The sequence below is a fragment of the Actinomycetospora cinnamomea genome (assembly GCF_003096675.1).
GTDB classification, from domain to species: Bacteria; Actinomycetota; Actinomycetes; order Mycobacteriales; family Pseudonocardiaceae; genus Actinomycetospora; species Actinomycetospora cinnamomea.
This window is the reverse complement of record NZ_QEKW01000003.1, coordinates 248,387-267,338: the sequence shown is the minus strand read 5'-3', so window position 1 is coordinate 267,338 and position 18,952 is coordinate 248,387. Positions and strand designations below refer to the sequence as shown.

The 18,952-nt window shown below is 75.4% G+C and carries 19 protein-coding genes; 14 read left to right on the top strand and 5 right to left on the bottom strand.

All coding sequences use genetic code 11. The features are described from left to right. Positions 1-62 precede the first annotated feature (62 nt). The 5 genes from C8D89_RS08235 to C8D89_RS08215 all read left to right on the top strand — a co-directional run bounded on the left by C8D89_RS08235 (position 63) and on the right by C8D89_RS08215 (position 4,764). Entirely contained in the window at positions 63-1,190 is a 1,128-nt protein-coding gene (locus tag C8D89_RS08235) for a hypothetical protein (protein WP_133251843.1), read from the top strand. Beyond that, on the top strand, positions 1,187-2,164 hold the full coding sequence (locus tag C8D89_RS08230) for an ABC transporter ATP-binding protein (RefSeq protein WP_243417943.1): 978 nt from the start codon (positions 1,187-1,189) through the stop codon (positions 2,162-2,164). Before C8D89_RS08235 ends, C8D89_RS08230 begins: the two co-directional genes overlap by 4 nt. After that, a complete protein-coding gene (locus C8D89_RS08225; protein WP_116707609.1) occupies positions 2,161-3,177 on the top strand; it encodes an ABC transporter permease in 1,017 nt (338 codons plus the stop codon). Before C8D89_RS08230 ends, C8D89_RS08225 begins: the two co-directional genes overlap by 4 nt. A 134-nt stretch (positions 3,178-3,311) precedes the next feature. Next, positions 3,312-4,325 (top strand): sensor histidine kinase, encoded by a 1,014-nt coding sequence (locus tag C8D89_RS08220; protein ID WP_133251842.1) that lies wholly within the window; start codon positions 3,312-3,314, stop codon positions 4,323-4,325. Positions 4,326-4,332: 7 nt separating this feature from the next. Then, positions 4,333-4,764 (top strand): response regulator, encoded by a 432-nt coding sequence (locus C8D89_RS08215; RefSeq protein WP_116707607.1) that lies wholly within the window; start codon positions 4,333-4,335, stop codon positions 4,762-4,764. On the opposite strand, the gene C8D89_RS08210 is transcribed toward C8D89_RS08215, so the two are convergent. Together C8D89_RS08210 and C8D89_RS08205 are read right to left on the bottom strand one after the other, a co-directional pair. Then, complete coding sequence (locus C8D89_RS08210) at positions 4,650-6,380, bottom strand: sensor histidine kinase (RefSeq protein ID WP_116707606.1); 1,731 nt, start codon at positions 6,378-6,380, stop codon at positions 4,650-4,652. The genes C8D89_RS08215 and C8D89_RS08210 overlap by 115 nt on opposite strands. 82 nt (positions 6,381-6,462) lie before the next feature. Continuing rightward, positions 6,463-7,293, bottom strand: coding sequence for an esterase/lipase family protein (locus C8D89_RS08205; RefSeq protein WP_243417942.1), 831 nt, complete (start codon positions 7,291-7,293; stop codon positions 6,463-6,465). Between the two features lie 53 nt (positions 7,294-7,346). Here C8D89_RS08205 and C8D89_RS08200 point away from each other — a divergent pair, with 53 nt between their 5' ends. After that, a complete protein-coding gene (locus tag C8D89_RS08200) occupies positions 7,347-8,255 on the top strand; it encodes an SCO6745 family protein (RefSeq protein WP_423716808.1) in 909 nt (302 codons plus the stop codon). Between the two features lie 63 nt (positions 8,256-8,318). On the opposite strand, the gene C8D89_RS08195 is transcribed toward C8D89_RS08200, so the two are convergent. Beyond that, a complete protein-coding gene (locus C8D89_RS08195) occupies positions 8,319-8,525 on the bottom strand; it encodes a cytochrome c-type biogenesis protein (RefSeq protein ID WP_133251841.1) in 207 nt (68 codons plus the stop codon). Positions 8,526-8,603: 78 nt separating this feature from the next. On the opposite strand from C8D89_RS08195, the gene C8D89_RS08190 reads away from it, so the two are divergent. Genes C8D89_RS08190 through C8D89_RS08175 form a run of 4 tightly spaced genes read left to right on the top strand, consistent with a single transcriptional unit; the run spans position 8,604 to position 12,812 of the window. After that, positions 8,604-9,590: an FAD-dependent oxidoreductase gene (locus C8D89_RS08190; protein WP_116707604.1), complete on the top strand. Its 987-nt coding sequence runs from the start codon at positions 8,604-8,606 to the stop codon at positions 9,588-9,590. A gap of 40 nt (positions 9,591-9,630) precedes the next feature. Continuing rightward, positions 9,631-11,541 (top strand): translational GTPase TypA, encoded by a 1,911-nt coding sequence (gene typA, locus C8D89_RS08185; RefSeq protein WP_116707603.1) that lies wholly within the window; start codon positions 9,631-9,633, stop codon positions 11,539-11,541. Between the two features lie 38 nt (positions 11,542-11,579). Then, complete coding sequence (locus tag C8D89_RS08180; protein WP_116707602.1) at positions 11,580-12,263, top strand: DedA family protein; 684 nt, start codon at positions 11,580-11,582, stop codon at positions 12,261-12,263. 39 nt (positions 12,264-12,302) lie between these two features. After that, positions 12,303-12,812: a DUF1360 domain-containing protein gene (locus C8D89_RS08175; RefSeq protein ID WP_116707601.1), complete on the top strand. Its 510-nt coding sequence runs from the start codon at positions 12,303-12,305 to the stop codon at positions 12,810-12,812. Position 12,813: 1 nt separating this feature from the next. On the opposite strand, the gene gndA is transcribed toward C8D89_RS08175, so the two are convergent. Beyond that, entirely contained in the window at positions 12,814-14,253 is a 1,440-nt protein-coding gene (gene gndA / locus C8D89_RS08170) for an NADP-dependent phosphogluconate dehydrogenase (protein WP_116707806.1), read from the bottom strand. Positions 14,254-14,430: 177 nt separating this feature from the next. On the opposite strand from gndA, the gene hisD reads away from it, so the two are divergent. After that, positions 14,431-15,759, top strand: coding sequence for a histidinol dehydrogenase (gene hisD / locus C8D89_RS08165; RefSeq protein ID WP_116707600.1), 1,329 nt, complete (start codon positions 14,431-14,433; stop codon positions 15,757-15,759). Continuing rightward, positions 15,759-16,880 carry a histidinol-phosphate transaminase gene (locus C8D89_RS08160; protein ID WP_116707599.1) on the top strand — a complete coding sequence of 374 codons (1,122 nt, stop codon included), beginning with the start codon at positions 15,759-15,761 and terminating at the stop codon, positions 16,878-16,880. Before hisD ends, C8D89_RS08160 begins: the two co-directional genes overlap by 1 nt. Positions 16,881-17,092: 212 nt before the next feature. On the opposite strand, the gene C8D89_RS08155 is transcribed toward C8D89_RS08160, so the two are convergent. Next, positions 17,093-17,593 (bottom strand): winged helix-turn-helix transcriptional regulator, encoded by a 501-nt coding sequence (locus C8D89_RS08155; RefSeq protein WP_116707598.1) that lies wholly within the window; start codon positions 17,591-17,593, stop codon positions 17,093-17,095. Positions 17,594-17,691: 98 nt separating this feature from the next. Between C8D89_RS08155 and C8D89_RS08150 the strand changes: the two genes are divergently transcribed. Then, entirely contained in the window at positions 17,692-18,315 is a 624-nt protein-coding gene (locus tag C8D89_RS08150; RefSeq protein ID WP_116707597.1) for a dihydrofolate reductase family protein, read from the top strand. Between the two features lie 26 nt (positions 18,316-18,341). Beyond that, on the top strand, positions 18,342-18,947 hold the full coding sequence (hisB, locus tag C8D89_RS08145; RefSeq protein ID WP_116707596.1) for an imidazoleglycerol-phosphate dehydratase HisB: 606 nt from the start codon (positions 18,342-18,344) through the stop codon (positions 18,945-18,947). Positions 18,948-18,952 lie beyond the last annotated feature (5 nt).

Sequence of the window (18,952 nt, the reverse complement as noted above, 5' to 3'; positions counted from 1 at the left end):
ACCACCCAGCGGGTTCGGTGGCACCCTCGGGGCGAGATCACGTGAGGGGAGTCGGGTCGTCGGTGACGGTGGGGGCGGGCACGACCGGGGGCCGTGCGCTGCGGTGGGCCGTCGTGGTGCTGGTCGGCGCGCTGCTCGTCGGGGTGCCGGCGGCGATCGCCGCGCGCCCCGGGTCCGCGCAGGCCGACCCGGACGAGCTGCGGGACCGCATCGCGGCGTCCGCCGACGTCCCGTGGACCGGCTACGCCGAGGCGCGCGCGGGCCTCGCCCTGCCCCGCATCCCCGCGCTCTCCGACGTCACCACGCTGTTCTCGGGCGTGACGCGCCTGCGCGGCTGGTACGCCGCCCCGGACCGCGCGCGCACCGACGTGCTCACCCCGGTGGGTGAGCGCGACCGCTACACCACCCCGCGCGGGCAGGCGGTGTGGGACTACGGCGCCGAGCTGCTGACGCTCGTCGCCGCCGACCCCGTCGTGCGGCTGCCCCGCCCCGACGACCTGCTGCCGCCCGCCCTGGCCCGCCGCCTGCTCGCGGGCACCGCGGCCTCCGACCCCGCCACCGCCCTGCCCTCGCGTCGGGTGGCCGGGGTGGACGCGGCCGGGGTGCGGGTCACCGTCGCCGACCCGGAGACCACCGTCGGCGCCCTCGACGTGTGGGCCGACCCGGCGACGGGTCTCCCGGTGGCCGTGGAGGTCCGCGCCCGCGGGGTGGCCGACCCGCTGATCAGCACGGCGTTCGGCGAGCTCGAGCAGGGCCCGCCGGACCCCGCGGCTCTCGAGCCCCGGCGCGGCCCGGGAGCCGGCGTCACCCGCAGCCCCACCTCGGACCTGTTCGGGGTGCTCGGGCGCGGTGACGGCGCGTCGCTGCCCGACCGGATCGCCGGCCGTGACCGCGAGCCACCCGAGGAGGACTTCCCGGCCCTCGGGCAGTACGGCACGACGCTCGGCCAGCTCGTCGCCGTTCCCCTGCCCGCCGACCTCGCCGCCACCCTGCTCGGCGGCATCGACCGGGCCGGCGCCGGCCGCACGCTGCCCGTCGAGGGGCAGGGAGCGGCGCTGGAGACACCGCTGCTGACCCTCGCCGTGGTCCGCAGCAACGACGGTGGACGGGCGTGGGTGCTGGCCGGGCTCGTGCCGGACGCGGCCATCGACGCCGGGGCCGCGGACCTGCTGGCGGGGGGCGCGGCGTGACCCGCCTCGTGATCGAGACCCGTGGGCTGACCAAGCGCTACGGCGGGCGGGCCGCCGTCGACGACGTCGACCTGCACGTCGCGGAGGGCGCGCGCTACGGCTTCCTGGGCCCCAACGGGTCGGGCAAGACGACGATGGTGCGGATGCTGCTCGGGCTCGTGTACGCGACCCGCGGCGAGATCTCGGTGCTCGGGCGGCCGGTGCCGTCACGGGTGGCCGAGGTGCTCCCCGAGATCGGGGCGATGGTCGAGGGTCCCGCCGCGTACCCGCACCTGTCGGGGCGGGCGAACCTCGCGCTGCTCGACGCGTCCGGGCCGCGCCGTGGGCGCGCCGGGCGGCGCCGCGAGCGGGTGGAGGAGGTCCTCGAGCGCGTCGGTCTGGGCGCGGTCGACCGCCGGCCGGTGCGCACGTACTCCCTGGGCATGCGCCAGCGCCTGGGGCTGGCCGGGGCGCTGCTCAACCGACCGCGGCTGCTCGTGCTCGACGAGCCCACCAACGGGCTCGACCCGCACGGCATCCGCGAGGTGCGCGACCTGCTCGTCACGCTGAACGCCGCCGGGACCACGGTGTTCCTGTCCAGCCACCTGCTGGCCGAGATCGAGGCGCTGTGCACCGACGTCGGCGTCGTCGACCGGGGGCGGCTGGTGCTCGAGGACGCGCTGGACGCGGTGCGCGGGCCGACGGGGCGGCTGGTCGTGCGCACGCCCGACCCGGAGGCGGCGGCCCGCGTGCTGGGGCGCGCGGTGGCCGAGCGACACGGCGACACCCTCGTCGTCGACGCCGCCCCGGGCGGCCCGCCCGCGCTGGCGCGCCACCTCGTCGAGCACGGGGTCCCCCTCGACGGGCTGGCCGAGCAGCGCCGGAGCCTGGAGGACGTGGTGGTGGCGCTGACCGGCCCGGGATCGGACACCGCGCGGGGAGCCCGCCGCAACGGGGCGCGCCCCGACCCGACGTCGGGCGGGATCCGCCGGTGATCGGGGTCGAACTCGTCAAGCTGGCGCGCCGCCCCCGCACGTGGGCGACGATCGGGCTGCTGTGCCTGCTCCCCACCGTGGTCGCGGTCTTCCTCGCCACCACGCGCATCTCCCCGCCGCCGGGGCAGGGCGCGGCGTTCCTGTCGGCGGTGCTCCAGTCGGGTTCGCTCTACCCGGCGGCGGCGCTGGCGCTCGTGCTGCCGATCTTCCTGCCGGTGGCCGTGGCGGTGGTGGCGGGCGACGCCGTGGCCGGCGAGTCGTCGCAGGGCACGCTGCGCTACCTGCTGGTGCGACCCGTGCGGCGCACCGCCCTGCTCGGGGCGAAGCTCGTCGCGATCGTGGTGTTCGTGCTCGGCGCGGTGCTCTCGGTCGCCGGGACCTCGTACGTCGTGGGGGTGTCGCTCTTCGGGGCCGGCGACCCGGTGGCGGTGGTGCGCGCCCTGCCGGAGGTCACCGGGGACGACGGCGGCGTCGCGGGCACCGCGCCTGCGGGTGGCCCGCAGTCGACCTCGGGCCCGGCGGGCGGCCAGGTCGGCGGGTCGGACGCCTCGTCGTCCGGCGGCGGGCAGCCCGACGCCCGCGACTCCTCCGCCGTCGACCCCGAGGCCGCCCGCGAGCGCGCGCAGTCGTCGGTGTCCTCGCTGTCGGGGGAGGCGCTGTCCCCGGCCGACCTCGCCGCACGGCTCCTCGGCGCCATGGGCTACGTCGTCGTGTCGATGCTGGGCGTCGCGGCGATCGCGCTGTTCCTCTCGACGGTGACCACCTCCTCGCTGGGCGCGACCCTCGGCGCCCTGGCGGCGCTGATCACCAGCCAGGTGCTGGTCAGCCTCGACGCGGCCTCGTCGGTGACGCCGTACCTGCCCACCCGGTACTGGCTGGCGTGGATCGACTTCTTCCGCGACCCGATCTTCCTGCGCGACATCACCGCGGGCCTGTGGCTCCAGGCCGGCTACGTCGTGGTGCTCATGCTCGCGGCGTGGGCGAACTTCACGACCAAGGACGTCACGAGCTAGCGCGGGCCGGTCGCCCTCGCACTCGGGACCTTCGTTGGGCGCGCGAGGGCCGGTCGGCGGATGGAGGAGCGCGGGACGCCTGGCTACGTTGACCTGCGGACGCACCACCCGAGCCCCCAGCGAGGACCGTCGACGTGCCACGAACCGACCCGCGCGCCGTGGTCGGCGTGGACGTCACGTCCGCCGGGTTCCCCGCCATGGTGGCCCGCTGGGACGCCGACGAGCTCCACGGCTACGCCAACGACGCCTACGCCCGGTGGTTCGGCAAGGAGCCCGCCGACCTGCGGGGGATGACCCTGGAGGACCTCCTCGGCCCGCGGCTCTACGAGGTGGAGCGCCCGGCCGTGCAGGAAGCGCTGGGCGGCCGGACGCGCGTCGTGGTGCGGACGATCGTCGACGAGCGGGGCGAGCCGCGCGACGCCCAGGTGTCGTACGTCCCGGACGTCGAGGGGGGCCGCGTCGTCGGGTTCTTCGTCATCGCGACGGACCTCGCGACCGGCGTCGAGATCGAGGGGGTCGAGCACGACCGGCTCGCGCGGCTCGCCCTCGTCGAGGAGCGGCAGCGGATCGCCGCCGACCTCCACGACACGGTCCTCCAGCGCCTCTTCGCCACCGGGTTGGGCCTGACGCTCGCGCTCAACCGCGCCGACGGGGCGGCGGGTCCCCTGCTCGCCGCGCTCGAGGGCATCGACGACGCGGTGGTGGAGCTCCGGGCCGCGATCGTGACGATGACGGGTGAGCTGCAGCCCGCCGAGCTGGCGTCGTCGATCGCCCGGATCGTGGGGCACGCCGCTCGCTCGCTCCGCAACGCCCCGGAGGTCACGTACCGCGGCCCGCTCCAGCAGGTCCGGCCCGGCGTCGCGCGGCAGCTGCTGGCCGTGCTCAGCGAGGCGCTCTCCAACGTCGTGCGTCACGCCGAGGCGGAGCACGTCGCGATCACCATCACCACGTCCCCGGACGAGGTGCGGCTGGTGGTCAGCGACGACGGCGAGGGCATCCCGGAGACCGCGAACCCCAGCGGCCTGGCCAACATGCAGCGCCGCGCCGCGGCGCTCGGGGGGACCTTCGGATGGCGGGCTCGATCCCCCCGGGGCACCGTGCTCGAGTGGGCGGTGCCGCAGGACGACGGCCCGACGGACGGGGCGTGAACCGCGGATGGGCGCGCTGGTGCTGGTGGTCGAGGACTCTCCCCAGGACGTCGAGGCGGTCCGGCGGACCCTGACGCGGGCGTACCCCGAGGCCCGGCTGGAGTGCGTGGAGGACGGCACGACGGCCCTCGAGCGCCTCGCCGACGAGGAGGGGGAGCGGCCCGACCTCGTGCTGCTCGACCTGAACGTGCCGGGGCTGGACGGCCACGGCGTGCTGACGACCGTGCGCCGACGGTCGCAGCTCGACGAGCTCCCCGTGGTGGTCCTGACGTCCTCCACCCATCCCCGGGACATCGAGGCCTGCTACCGGGCGGGCGCCAACAGCTACGTGTTCAAGCCGGTGGACCTGGCCATGTTCCAGGTCGTGCTCCGGGGGATCTTCGCCTGCTGGCTCGGCACCCCCGCGGACGGCACCGTGAACCAGAACGAGCTGCCCTGACCCGGGGTGCTCTCCACGCCGATCCGGCCCCCGTGACGCTCGATGATCTTGCGCGAGATGGCGAGGCCCATGCCGAGCCCGCGCGCCCGCCCGGGGTGCAGGCGCTGGAAGGGGGCGAAGACATCCTCGCGGCGTTCGGGCGGGATCCCGACGCCGTTGTCGCGCACGTACACCGCGCAGTCGGTCGCGGCCGACCCCTCCGGCACGGGGCCGGGGCCGACCTCCACCCAGCGGGGCTCGTCCCCCGCGTACTTGATCGCGTTGACGAGGAGGTTGGTGAGCACCTCCCCGAGCTGGGCGCGGTCGCCCCGCACCACCGGCAGGCGGCCCTCGCGCCGCAGCTCGACCCCCGCCTCGCGGCACCGCTCGGCGAGCAGCGCGGCGACCTCGTCGAGGACCCCGTCCAGGTCCACCGTCACCGGGTCGAGCTCGCCGCGTCCGACCTGCGAGTAGCGCAGCAGCGAGTCGAGCAGCTCGTCCATGCGGATCGCGAGCAGGCAGATCGACCGCAGGCGTCGGGTCGACTCGTCGTCGAGATCCGCCGCGTCCTCCAGGACGAAGCCCGCGGTCTGGGCGATCGCGCGCAGCGGCTCGCGCAGGTCGTGGGAAGCCGCGTACGCGAACGTGTCGAGCTCGGCGTTGCTCCGTTCCAGCTCCGCGTTCCACGCCGCGAGGTCGGCGCTGCGGCGCGCGGCGATCTCGGCCGCGACCTTCGCGCGGACCTGCTCGTCGACCCGCACGGCGAGCAGCATCACCGTCAGCAGCAGGACGGCGAGCAGCATCTGCAGGTAGACGTGGCTCACCCCCGGGGCCACACCGAGGGTGGCGCCGAACCCCAGGCCCTCGGCCTCCCCCTGCGCGGCGGTCAACGCGGCCGCCAGGCCGACCACCGAGACCGCACCGACCCCGTACCGCAGCGCGACCCACACCAGCAGGAGGGCAGGCACGTAGACCACGACCAGCGTCTGGGTCCAGAACAGGGCGGCCGTCGCGCCCGCGCCGACGCCCGCCGCGGCGGCGGTGGCCAGCACCGTGCGCCGGTCCCAGGGCAGGGTCAGGACGGCGACGACCGCGGTGGCGACGACGAGCACGGCCAGTCCGTCGCCGAGCCACCACCGCGCCACGAACTCGTGCCACGGCCGGCCCGCGCCGACGACGGTGTCGACGAGGGCGCCGATCAGCGCGCCGGCCAGCGGCGCGGCCACGACGGCGCCGGCGACGAAGCCGGTCAGGTCCCGCTGGCGGCTGAGGTCCGGGCGGCCGCCGGCCCGGGCGCGGGCCAGCGTCGCGCCGAGGGCCGGCTCCACGGTGTTCGCGACCGCGAACCCCACGGCGGCCGCCACCGACAGCCCCGCGGCCAGGTCGACCGCGACCTCGGCGGCCGCGACCCCCGCCAGCACCGCCGGCCACCAGCGGCGCTCGAGCACGCACAGCAGCGCCACGGACCACCCGGCGGCGGGGAAGAACGAGGGGCCGACGCCGTTCGGGTCGAACCAGGACAGCGCGGTGAGCGCCGCGACGGCGTACCCCGTGCCCGCCACCAGGAGCACCAGCCCGTGACGCAGCGCGAGCGGGGCGCGGTGGAGGGTCCGCGCGAGGGCGGCCTGGAGCGACATCCGCCCATCGTCGGGCGGCGTCCGCCGACCTCCCAGCCGCCGTTCGGTAGATGACCCGCCGGTAGGGGCGGGCGGCGGCGTATCAGGTGCCGGATCGGCCCTCGGCGCGCAAGGCGTCGCACTGGTCGGCGTCGGCGGCGGGCAGAGGGCCGGAACCGAGGGCGCGCAGGACCAGTCCCACGCTCAGCGGGTCGTTCGGCAGCCGGGAGTGGGTGACCGTCGAGTCGGAGCACACGTCCTGCAGGCGCACCGACCGCGTCCCGGGCAGCTCGGCGGAGTCGGGCGGGGTGACGGTCTCGTCGTCGGCGGTCCAGATCGAGAGCCACGGCAGACCGGGCGGGGCGGTCGCGAGGTCGGTGAGCAGGGCGCTGCCCGGCGCCAGCTGCTGGCACGCGCGGGGGCACGCCCCCGGGACGAGCGCCCCGCCGGCCGCGGCCAGCTCCGCGCCCTGCAGCGGCGAGCCGAGCGTCACCACTCGGCGGACGGCGGGCGCGGTGCGGCCGCGGTCGAGGTAGACGCGGGTGGCGACCCCGCCGGCGGAGTAGCCGACGACGTCGACCGACGGCGCGCCCTCGTCGAGGACCTCGCGCACGGTGTCGTCGACGGTGGCGGCCTGGGTCACGAGGTCACCGGTGCCGCCGGAGGGCAGGTCGACGATGACCGCGCGGCGGTCGTCGGCGCGCAGCCGCTCGGTCAGCGCGATGAACGCGGCCCGGTTGCCGCCGTAGCCCGGGACCATCACCACGGCGCCGGGGACCTCCGGGTCGGCCGGCGGCGGGACGCGGTACTCGCGGGCCACCCCGACGCCGACCAGGACGGCGACGACGACGCCGACCGCGAGCAGGCCCAGCACGAACGCGCGCCGGCGCGGGGCGAGGCCGCCGAGCGGTGCCCGTGCGGGCCAGGACGCCATGGCCCCCAGTCTGCCCTCGGCGGGACGGCGCGCGGCGTGGGACGGTGACCGCCGTGGCCACACCCGCCGACACCCCGGCTGACACCGCCGCCGGTCCCGCCCTCGACCCCGCCGACGCCGCCGCCCTCGCGGCCCGCCTCGAGCCCCTGCACTCGATGATCTACTTCGTGCCCGAGGTGGGGGAGGAGCTCGCGCCGCTGGGCATCACCCGGCAGCGTGACCAGTACTTCGCCCAGCGGTCCGCGGCGATGGGCGCGGTCGGGCCGGGCGTCGTGGCGGCGACGTTCTTCAGCTTCAACCCGGCCCTGGTCGCGCGCTCGGTGCCGGTGGTGTGGGCGCAGGCCTCGCCGGCGGACGTCGTCAACGCCCGCCTGCGCGCGGCGGACACGGCCCTGCGCCGGCTGCTCGGGGACCAGGTCTCGTCGCGCGCGGTGACCGAGTCCGCGGAGCTCGCCCGCCGGGCGTGCGACGGGGCGACGGGGGAGGACCGCCCGCTCTACGCCGCGCACGCCGACCTGCCCTTCCCCGAGGAGCCCCACCTCGCCCTGTGGCACGCGGTCACCCTGCTGCGCGAGCACCGGGGCGACGCCCACCTGCACGCGCTGGTGTCGGCGGGGCTGTCGGGCCTCGAGGCGCTGGTGACCCACACGGCCACCGGGCGAGGCTTCACCGTCGGGTTCGCCCAGCAGAGCCGGGGCTGGTCACCCGAGCAGTGGAGCGAGGCGGCCGCCGGCCTGGCCGAGCGCGGGCTGCTCGACGCCGACGGCGCCCTGACCGAGGCCGGCGTCGCCCTGCGCGCCGAGGTCGAGGACCACACGACGCGCATGTCCCTCGCCCCCTGGCGCCACCTCGGCGGCGAGGGGACGGCCCGGCTCCGCGAGATCTCGGCGCCGCTGACCAAGGCCGTCCTGCCGGCCTTCGCCGTCGACGGCGTGTTCGCCCAGCGGCCACCGCGGCGCTGAGGTAGTGGCAGCGAACGCGCTGTTCGTACGCCTAGAAGCAGCGAACAGCGCGTTCGCTGCACCTCAGGGCAGCCGCGGGGCGTCGCCGCGCGCCGCGCCGACCTCCTTGCGCCGACCGCGCGTCGCCAGCCAGATGCCACCGCCGACGACGAGCGCGGCCGGGACGAGCCAGAGCAGTGCCCCGAGCAGCCACTGCACGAGCGGCAGCACGACCCCGCCGACCACCACCAGCGCGCCGATGCCCACCAGAACCCACACCACGATCCTCATGACACCGATGCTGCGCGCCGCTGCGCCCGCGCGGATCGGGGTGCACCCTGACCCTCGGCTCAGGGTCGGGAGGCGCGGATGAGGGTCACCGTGGTCGGCGCGGGGATCGTCGGGCTGGCGACGGCGTACACGCTGGTGGCGGCGGGCGTGACCGTGCGCTGCCTGGACGCCGGCGCGCCGATGGGCGGGCGGTCGGTGGGCGACACGCGCATCTTCCGCGTCGCCCACGGCGACCCGGAGCTGGTCACCGAGGCCCGCCGCGCCTCCGAGCTGTGGGACGAGTGGTCGATGCGGGCGGGGCGGACGCTGGTCGGCGCCGAACGCCTCGTGGTCAGCGGGCCCCGCGTCCCGGCCTGGGCCGACGCGATGGCCGCGGCCGGCGCGGTGCACCGGGTCGACCGCCGGGGCGACCTGCACGACCCCGCGGGCGGCGTGCTCGACCTCGTCGCCGCCGGGGCGTTCCTCACCGCGGCCACGCGCCCCGAGCGCGCCTCGGTCACGGGCGTGGACGCCGACGGCACCGTGCACCTCGACGACGGGAGCGACGTGCGCGCGGACGCCGTCGTCGTCGCCGCGGGTGCGGACACGCCGGCCCTGGTCGCGCCGCTGGGCGTCGCCGTGCCCGACGAGCTCGAGCACCACGCCCGCTTCACCTTCGCCGGCCCGGCCGACCGCCCGTGCCATCTCGACGGCCGCGAGGACGGGCCGCTGGCGAGCACGTACCAGCACCGCACCCGCGCCGGCCACTGGGCGGTCGGCGGCCACCTGCCCGAGGCCGACACCGCCTTCGACCTCGGCGCCGACGAGGTCGCCCGCCGCTCCCGCGAGGCCGTCGTCGACCACGTCCGACGGAACCTCCCGCACCTGCACCCCGAGCCCGTCGAGGAGCTGCGCTGCACCCCGGGGCGCCTCGGCGACGGCGTCCACCGGGCGCGCGCGGGCGCCGTGCACGTCGTGTGGGGCGACAACCTCGCCAAGATGGCGCCGCGCGTCGGGGCGCTCGTCGCGGCCGACGTGGTGGGCGACACCCCGGTCCCCGCCGGTGAAGGGGATCACGCCCCGTAACCTGGAGGGACCGCGTCCTTCTCTCGGCTGGAGTTCCTGCGTGTCCGTCACCGCCCCCGAGCGTCCCGAGCCCGTCACGGGACGCGCCGACCTGCGCAACGTCGCCATCGTGGCGCACGTCGACCACGGCAAGACGACGCTGGTGGACGCGATGCTGCGGCAGTCGGGCGCCTTCTCCACGCGCACGGAGCCGGTCGACCGGGTGATGGACTCCGGTGACCTGGAGCGCGAGAAGGGCATCACGATCCTCGCCAAGAACACCGCGGTCCACCGTGACGGGATCACCTACAACATCATCGACACCCCCGGTCACGCCGACTTCGGCGGCGAGGTCGAGCGCGGGCTGTCGATGGTCGACGGCGTCGTCCTGCTCGTCGACGCCAGCGAGGGCCCGCTGCCGCAGACCCGGTTCGTCCTGCGCAAGGCGCTCGGGGCGCACCTGCCCGTGATCCTGGTGGTGAACAAGACCGACCGCGCCGACGCGCGCTGCGCCGAGGTCGTCGACGAGTCCCTCGAGCTGCTGCTCGAGCTCGCGACCGACCTCGGGCTCGACGACGACGTCGTCGCCGGCCTGCTCGACCTGCCCGTCGTCTACGCCAGCGCCCGCGCCGGCAAGGCCTCCACCGAGCGCCCCGCCGACGGCACGGTCCCCGACGCCCCGGACCTCTCGGCGCTGTTCGCCGTCCTCGACACCCAGGTCCCGGCCCCGGCCGACGACCCCGAGGGCCCGCTCCAGGCCCACGTGACCAACCTCGACGCGTCGGCCTACCTCGGCCGCATCGCGCTCTGCCGGGTGCGCTCCGGGCGCATCCGCCGCGGGCAGCAGGTCGGCTGGTGCCGCGCGGACGGGTCGGTGACGCGCGTCAAGGTCACCGAGCTGCTGCGCACCGAGGCCCTTGAGCGGGTCTCCACCGAGTACGCCGACGCCGGCGACATCGTCGCGGTGGCCGGCATCGCCGACGTGACGATCGGCGACACGCTCGCCGACCCCGACGACCCGCGCCCGCTGCCGCGCATCACCGTCGACGAGCCGGCGATCGCGATGACGATCGGCACCAACACCTCGCCCGTGGCCGGGCGCGATCCCAAGCCGGGCAGCAAGCTCACCGCGCGCCTGGTGAAGAACCGCCTGGACGCCGAGCTCGTCGGCAACGTCTCGATGCGCGTGCTGCCCACCGAGCGGCCCGACACCTGGGAGGTCCAGGGCCGGGGCGAGCTCGCGCTGGCGATCCTCGTCGAGACGATGCGCCGCGAGGGCTTCGAGCTCACCGTCGGCAAGCCCGAGGTCGTCACCCGGGAGGTCGACGGCAAGGTCCACGAGCCGTTCGAGCGCCTGTCGGTCGACGTCCCCGAACAGCACCTCGGCGCGGTCACCCAGCTCCTCGCCTCGCGCAAGGGCGAGATGCTCGAGATGAGCCACTCGGCGTCCGGGCAGGTCCGGATGGAGTTCCGCGTGCCCGCGCGGGGCCTCATCGGGTTCCGCACCGAGTTCCTCACCGAGACCCGCGGCACCGGCATCGCCAACCAGCTCTTCGACGGCTACGGCCCGTGGGTCGGCGAGCTGCGCGCCCGCATCTCCGGCTCGCTGATCGCCGACCGGGCGGGCCAGGTCACCGGCCACGCCGTCGGCCTGCTCTCCGAGCGCGGGGAGCTGTTCGTCGGGCCGGGGACGCAGGTCTACGCGGGAATGATCGTGGGCGAGAACTCCCGCGCCGACGACATGGAGGTCAACATCACGCGGGAGAAGAAGCTGACCAACATGCGCTCGTCCATCGGCGACGAGCTGGTGCGGCTCACCCCACCGCGGGTGCTCTCGCTCGAGCAGTCGCTGGAGTTCTGCGCCGAGGACGAGTGCGTCGAGGTCACCCCCGGCGCGGTGCGCATCCGCAAGGTCGAGCTCGATTCGCACCTGCGCAACCGCCAGCGCGCCCGCGCGAAGGCCCGCGCCTGATCGGGAACCCGCCCTTCGTGGACGGACGTTGGACGGACATGGCAGCAGCGCCGGGCGGCGGCGGTCTGGCCGGGTGGGCCTCGGACCTGATGTCCACCCTCGGGGCCCCCGGCGCCGGGATCATCGTCGCCCTGGAGAACGTCTTCCCGCCGATCCCCAGCGAGGTGGTCCTCCCGCTCGCCGGGTTCGCGGCCGGTCGCGGTCAGTTCTCCGTGTTCGCGGCGATCGCGTGGACCACGGGCGGCTCGGTCGTCGGGGCGGTCGCGCTCTACCTCGTCGGCATGCTCGCGCCCGAGCACCGGGTGCGGCAGGCGCTGTCGAAGATCCCGATGGTGCACGTCGAGGACGTGCAGCGGGCCGAGGGCTGGTTCGACCGGCACGGCCGCTGGGCGGTGTTCCTCGGGCGCATGGTGCCGGGCGTACGCAGCCTGGTGTCCCTGCCCGCCGGCGCCCGGCGCATGCCGTGGTGGGAGTTCGGCGTGCTCACGCTGCTCGGCAGCCTCATCTGGAACTCGGTGTTCGTCTACGGCGGCTACGCCCTCGGCACGCGCTGGTACCTCGTCGAGCGGTACTCCGGGGTGTTCCAGACCGTCGTGCTGGTGCTGCTCGTCGCCCTGGTGGGATACATGCTCCTCAAGCGCTACCGCCGCCACCGCAGGAAGGTGAAGGCAGTGCGGGCCCAGAACGCGCCCACCGAGGTCATCGAGCGCCCGGAGCGGTGACGGTGTTGCGGCGCCCGCTGTCCGGGTAGCCGCGGCCCCATGGCGGATCTGGCGCAGCTCGGGCGCGACGAGGCCGAGGAGTACCGCGGCGGCAGCGGCCAGCCGGTCGGCTCGCACGCCGCGATGTTGGGGATCTACCTGGTCCTGCTGGCCATCGGGACCCTGGCCGCCCGGGCCGCCGGGCGCGAGCTGCCCGACAGCGTGTCGGTCAAGGACCTCGTCACGATGGCGCTCGGCACCCACAAGATCTCTCGGACGATCACCAAGGAGTCGGTGACGAGCCCGCTGCGGGCCCCCTTCACCGAGCATCACGGGCCCGGCGGCCCGGCCGAGGTGATGGACGAGCCTCGCGGCGAGGGCGGCATGCGCCACGCGGTCGGCGAGCTGCTGACCTGCCCGTTCTGCCTCGACGTGTGGATCGTGAGCGCCTTCGGGCTCGGGCTCGTCGTCGCGCCCCGTCTGACCCGCCTCGTCGCGGGCAGCTTCTCCGCCCTCGCCGGGGCCGACTTCCTCCAGCTCGCCTACGCCCGCGCCCAGCAGGCCGCGTAGGTCACCGCTCCTCCTGCGGGCGTCCCTCCTCGGACCAGCGGGTGTGGAACGTGCCCTCGCGGTCGACGCGGCGGTAGGTGTGCGCGCCGAAGAAGTCGCGCTGGCCCTGGATCAGGGCCGCGGGCAGGCGCTCGGAGCGCAGCGCGTCGTAGTAGGCGAGCGCGGTGGAGAACCCCGGCGCGGGGATGCCGAGCTGGGCGGCGACCGAGACCACGCGACGCCACGCGTCCTGCGCCCCGGCCAGGGCCTCGCGGAACGACTCGTCGATGAGCAGCGTCGGAAGGGCGGGGTCGCGGCGGTAGGCCGCGGTGATCTCGTCGAGGAAGCGGGCGCGGATGATGCAGCCGCCGCGCCAGATCGCGGCCACGGCGCCGAGGTCGATCGACCAGTCGTACTCGGCGGCGCCGGCCTGGATCTGGTTGAAGCCCTGGGCGTAGGCGACGATCTTGGACGCGTAGAGGGCCTGCTCGATGTCCTCGGCGAAGCCCTCGGCCGCCGGGCCCTCCAGCACCGCCCCCGACGTGCCGGGCAGGTCCCGGGCGGCGGTGCGCAGGTCGCGGTGGCCCGACAGCGAGCGGGCGAAGACGGCCTCGCCGATGCCGGTCACCGGCTGGCCCAGCTCGAGGGCGCCCTGCACGGTCCAGCGCCCGGTGCCCTTCTGCTCGGCCTCGTCGGCGACCACGTCGACGAACGGGCGTCCCGTGTCGGCGTCGACGTGGGACAGCACCTCGGTGGAGATCTCCATGAGGTAGGAGTCGAGCCGCCCGGAGTCCCACTGGCGGAAGATGTCGGCGATGGCCGCGGGCTCGATGCCCAGGCCCTTGCGCAGCAGGTCGTAGGCCTCGGCGATGAGCTGCATGTCGGCGTACTCGATGCCGTTGTGGACCATCTTGACGAAGTGGCCCGCGCCGTCGGCGCCGATGTGGGTGCAGCAGGGCTCGCCGTCGACCTTCGCCGCGATGTCCTCGAGCAGCGGCCCCAGCGCGTCGTAGGCCTCCTTCGGCCCGCCGGGCATGATCGACGGCCCGTTGAGCGCGCCCTCCTCGCCGCCGGAGACGCCCATGCCGACGAAGTTCAGGCCCTTCTCGGACAGCGCCTTCTCCCGGCGACGGGTGTCGAGGAAGTGCGCGTTGCCCGCGTCGATGATCACGTCGCCCTGCTCGAGCAGCGGGACGAACTCGTCGATGACGGCGTCCGTGGCCGCCCCCGCCGGCACCATCAGCACGATCCGCCGTGGGCGCTCGAGGGCGTCGACGAACTCCTGCGCCGACTCGGAGCCCACGAACGTCCCCTCGTCGGAGAAGTTCTCCACCAGGTCCCGGGTGCGCTGCGCGGTGCGGTTGTGCACCGCCACCACGTGCCCGTGCCGGGCGAGGTTGCGGGCGAGGTTGCGCCCCATCGTGGCCAGGCCGCTGACGCCGATCTCGGCTTTCGCACTCACGCGGTGCAGAGTGCCCACCCACCCACCCGTCACACCAGGGTGGGCCCCTGATCGACACCGGTCACCCGTCGCCGTCGATCCGCAGCGAACGCGCTGTTCGCCGCCTCTACGCGCACGAACTCCCCGTTGATCACCGTCATGCCGGGGACCGGTCGCCATCCTGGCTACCCTGGTCCCGTGCTGTCCCGGATCGACCTGCGCGACGCCGTGCCCGCCCCCGCCGCCCTGCGGGCGATGCTGCCGCGGGCGGCGGTCGACATCGACGCCGTGGTCGAGCGGGTGCGTCCGGTGATCGACGCCGTGCGCGAGCGCGGTGTCGACGCGGCGCTGGAGTACGCCGAGCAGTTCGACCGGGTGCGGCCCGCGTCCGTACACGTGCCGGCCGACGCCCTGGCCGAGGCGCTCGCGGGCCTGGACCCGGAGGTGCGGGCGGCGCTGGAGACCTCGATCGACCGTGCGCGCACCGTGCACGCCGACCAGCGCCGGGTCGACACCACCACCCAGGTCGTGCCCGGCGGCACGGTGACCGAGCGCTGGGTGCCGGTGACCCGGGTCGGGCTGTACGCCCCGGGCGGGCTGGCGGTCTACCCCTCCAGCGTCGTGATGAACGTGGTGCCCGCGCAGGAGGCGGGCGTCGAGGGGCTGGTCGTGTGCTCGCCGCCGCAGGCCGAGTTCGGCGGGCGGCCGCACCCGCTGATCCTCGCGGCCGCCGCCCTGCTCGGGGTCGACGAGGTGTGGGCGGTCGGGGGCGCCCAGGCCGTCGCACTGCTCGCGTACGGCGGGGTCGACACCGACGGCACGCCGCTCGAGCCGGTCGACGTGGTCACCGGGCCGGGCAACGTCTACGTCACCGCGGCCAAGCGGGTGCTGCGCGGGCGCATCGGCATCGACTCCGAGGCCGGCACCACCGAGATCGCGGTGCTGGCCGACGCGAGCGCCGACCCGGTGCACGTCGCGGCGGACCTCGTCAGCCAGGCCGAGCACGACCCCGCCGCGGCGTCGGTGCTGGTGACGACGTCGCCCGAGCTCGCCGACGCCGTCGACGTCGAGCTCGCCACCCAGGTGGCCACCACCAAGCACACCGAGCGGATCCGCACGGCGCTCTCCGGGCCGCAGTCCGGCGTGATCCTCGTGGCGTCGGTCGAGGACGGGCTGCAGGTGGTCGACGCCTACGCCGCGGAGCACCTGGAGATCCAGACGACCGACGCGCGTGAGGTGGCCACGCGCGTCCGCAACGCCGGGGCGGTGTTCGTCGGCCCGCACAGCCCGGTCTCGCTCGGCGACTACTGCGCGGGGTCCAACCACGTGCTGCCCACCGGCGGCTGCGCGCGACACTCCAGCGGCCTGTCCGTGCAGACCTTCCTGCGCGGCATCCACGTCGTCGACTACTCGGCCGAAGCCCTCGCCGAGGTCGCCGACCGCGTCGTCGCCCTCGCCGACGCCGAGGACCTGCCGGCCCACGGGCAGGCGGTCACGGCGCGCTTCGGCAACCGGAAGCCGGTCTGATGTCCGACGTCGTCGGTGCGGGGGTGACCCTCGACGACCTGCCCCTGCGCGACGACCTGCGCGGGCGCAGCCCCTACGGCGCGCCGCAGCTCGAGGTGCCGGTCGCGCTCAACACCAACGAGAACCCGTTCCCGCCGCCGCCCGCGCTGGTCGACAGTGTGGCCGCCGCGACACGCGAGGCCGCGGCCACCCTCAACCGCTACCCCGACCGCGACCACGTCGCGCTCCGCGGCGCCCTCGCGGGCTACCTGACCCGGGCGACCGGGGTCGCGCTCGCGCCCGAGAACCTCTGGGCCGCCAACGGGTCCAACGAGGTGCTCCAGCAGCTGCTGCAGGCCTTCGGCGGGCCGGGTCGCCGGGCGCTGGGCTTCGAGCCGTCGTACTCGATGCACCCGATACTGGCGGCCGGCACGCGCACCGAGTGGGTCCCGGCCCCGCGCCGCGACGACTTCTCGCTGGACGCGGCGCAGGCGGTCGACGTGGTCGGCGAGAAGCAGCCGGACGTGCTGTTCGTGACCACGCCGAACAACCCCACGGGCCAGTCGACCCCGCTCGACGAGCTGCGGGCCATCGCCGAGGCGGCGCCCGGGCTCGTCGTGGTCGACGAGGCCTACGTCGAGTTCTCGTCGGGCCCGTCGGCGGTCGAGCTGCTCGAGCCGCTGGGCCACAAGCTCGTGGTCAGCCGGACCATGTCCAAGGCGTTCGCGTTCGCCGGCGGACGCCTGGGCTACCTCGCCGCCGCGCCCGCGGTGATCGAGGCGCTGATGCTGGTGCGGCTGCCCTATCACCTCTCGGCGCTCACCCAGGCCGCCGCGCTCGCCGCCCTCGAGCACGCCGACGAGACGCTCGCGCTGGTCGCGACACTGGCCGCCGAACGCGACCGCGTCGCCGCCGCGCTCGCCGACCTCGGCGCACACGTCGTGCCGAGCACCGCGAACTTCCTGCTCTACGGCGGCTTCCCCGCCCGCCACGCGGATGCCCACGCCGCGTGGCAGGCCTACCTCGACGCGGGTGTGCTGGTCCGCGACGTCGGCATCCCGGGCATGCTGCGCGTCACCGTCGGCACGCCGGCGGAGAACGACCGCTTCCTCGAGGTCAGCGCGGACGTCCTGCGGGCCTGACCGGTCCGGCCGGGACCCCCGCGTCGAGCGACGAGGGCGAGGCGGGTGCGCTCGAGGACTATGCGCATGATCGCGTCGAGACCGCCGCCCCGGGCCGACGGCGACCGTCCGCTTCGGGGGCCGGACTCGTTGCTCCCGACGCGATCAACGGCGTAGGTCCCCCGGTCGGGTGCCCCGACCGGGTCCGGCCGGGAGCCCCGACCGGACACGGGTCAGCTCGCCGCCGCGTCGCGAGCGGCCTCGCGCGCGGCCCGGAGGCGCTCGACCACCGGCTCGCGGGGGTGGGCGGGCGCGGGCGCGCCGAGGTGGGTGACGCGCAGCTCGGCCATGAAGTCCTCCCACATGGCCGGCCCACCCTCCTCCAGCAGGCGCGCCCGGACCGCCAGCTCCTCGGTGGTCTCACGGTGGCGCAGCCCCCAGGCGCCGAGCACGGCGAACACCGGCACGAGCGCGATCGAGGACTCGGTGAGGCTGTAGGTCGCGCGCCGGCCGCGTCCGGCGTCCTCGCGGGTGAGCATCCCGTCGTCGACGAGCCGGCGCAGCCGGTCGGCGAGGATGTTGGACGCGATCCCCTCCTGCGAGCCCGCGAGCAGCTCCCGGAAATGGCGCCGGCCGCCGAAGACGATGTCGCGCAGCACCAGCAGCGTCCAGTGGTCGCCCAGCGCCTCGACGGCCTGGTTGATCGGGCAGCCCGATCGTCCTGCGTGGCGCAACGTCCCTCCCGGTATCGAGTGGTTGCAGATTACCACTGCATCGCGCTAGCGTCCTCGCATCCGGTTGCGAAATACAACCACTCGACCGAGGAGGCGCCATGTCCCGCCTGCGCGTGCACGCGTTCACGATCACCCTCGACGGCTTCGGCACTGGCACCGACCAGCGGGAGGACGCGCCCTTCGGCGACGGCGTCGAGGGCCTGCACGACTGGATGATGCCGAGCTTCCGCGGCGAGGGGGCCGGGGTGGACGACGCCGCGTTCCGGGCGGGGGACGAGGGCGTCGGCGCCACGATCATGGGGCGCAACATGTTCGGCCCGGTGCGGGGCCCGTGGCCCGACGAGAGCTGGCGCGGGTGGTGGGGCGAGGAACCGCCCTACGGCCACCCGGTGTTCGTCCTCACCCACCACCCGCGTCCCTCGCTGCCCATGGCGGGCGGGACGACCTTCCATTTCCTGGAGGCCACCCCGAAGGAGGTCCTGGCACGGGCCGTCGAGGCCGCGGGCGGGCAGGACGTCCGGCTCGGCGGCGGCGTCGCGACCGTGCGGGCCTTCCTGGCCGAGGGTCTCGTCGACGAGATGCACCTCGTGATCGCCCCGTTCCTCGCCGGGGCGGGGGAGCGACTGTTCGAGGGCCTGGACGCCCTGCCCGCCGGCTACCGTGTCGAGCGCCTGGTGCCCGGTGAGGCGGGCAACGTGCACGCGACGGTCGTCCGGCGCTGACGGCCGCGGTCGGTAGCCTGGCCACCGTGGGGCGTACGGGACGCGTGGAGCGTGTGACCAAGGAGTCGAGCGTGCTCGTCGAGGTCGACCTCGACGGCACCGGGCACACCGAGGTGGCCACGGGTGTGCCCTTCTTCGACCACATGCTCGACGCCCTGGGCAAGCACGGCGCGCTCGACCTGGTGGTCCGGGCCACCGGCGACGTCGAGGTCGACGCCCACCACACCGTCGAGGACGTCGCGATCGTGCTGGGGCAGGCGCTGCGCCAGGCGCTCGGCGACAAGGCGGGCATCCGCCGTTTCGGTGACGCCTGGGTCCCGATGGACGAGGCGCTGGCCCAGGCCGTCGTCGACGTCTCGGGCCGGCCCTACTGCGTGCACACCGGAGAGCCCGAGTCGATGGCCGGCTTCGTCGTCGGCGGCCACTACCCCACGGTGCTCAACCGCCACGTGTTCGAGTCGATCGCCTTCCACGCCGGCATCGCCCTGCACGTGCGCGTCACCGGCGGCCGTGACCCGCACCACATCACCGAGGCCGAGTACAAGGCCATCGCGCGGGCCCTGCGGGCGGCGACCGAGCCCGATGCGCGCCTCGAGGGCCCGGCGTCCACCAAGGGCGTCCTGGAGTCGTGATCTGA

Bases quoted from the DNA above. Each gene is read 5' to 3' on its own strand.
- C8D89_RS08215 (WP_116707607.1), top strand. From the start codon at position 4,333: ATGGGCGCGCTGGTGCTGGTGGTCGAGGACTCTCCCCAGGACGTCGAG.
- C8D89_RS08210 (WP_116707606.1), bottom strand. From the start codon at position 6,380: ATGTCGCTCCAGGCCGCCCTCGCGCGGACCCTCCACCGCGCCCCGCTC.
- C8D89_RS08205 (WP_243417942.1), bottom strand. From the start codon at position 7,293: ATGGCGTCCTGGCCCGCACGGGCACCGCTCGGCGGCCTCGCCCCGCGC.
- C8D89_RS08195 (WP_133251841.1), bottom strand. From the start codon at position 8,525: ATGAGGATCGTGGTGTGGGTTCTGGTGGGCATCGGCGCGCTGGTGGTG.
- C8D89_RS08190 (WP_116707604.1), top strand. From the start codon at position 8,604: ATGAGGGTCACCGTGGTCGGCGCGGGGATCGTCGGGCTGGCGACGGCG.
- C8D89_RS08180 (WP_116707602.1), top strand. From the start codon at position 11,580: ATGGCAGCAGCGCCGGGCGGCGGCGGTCTGGCCGGGTGGGCCTCGGAC.
- C8D89_RS08175 (WP_116707601.1), top strand. From the start codon at position 12,303: ATGGCGGATCTGGCGCAGCTCGGGCGCGACGAGGCCGAGGAGTACCGC.
- C8D89_RS08160 (WP_116707599.1), top strand. From the start codon at position 15,759: ATGTCCGACGTCGTCGGTGCGGGGGTGACCCTCGACGACCTGCCCCTG.
- C8D89_RS08150 (WP_116707597.1), top strand. From the start codon at position 17,692: ATGTCCCGCCTGCGCGTGCACGCGTTCACGATCACCCTCGACGGCTTC.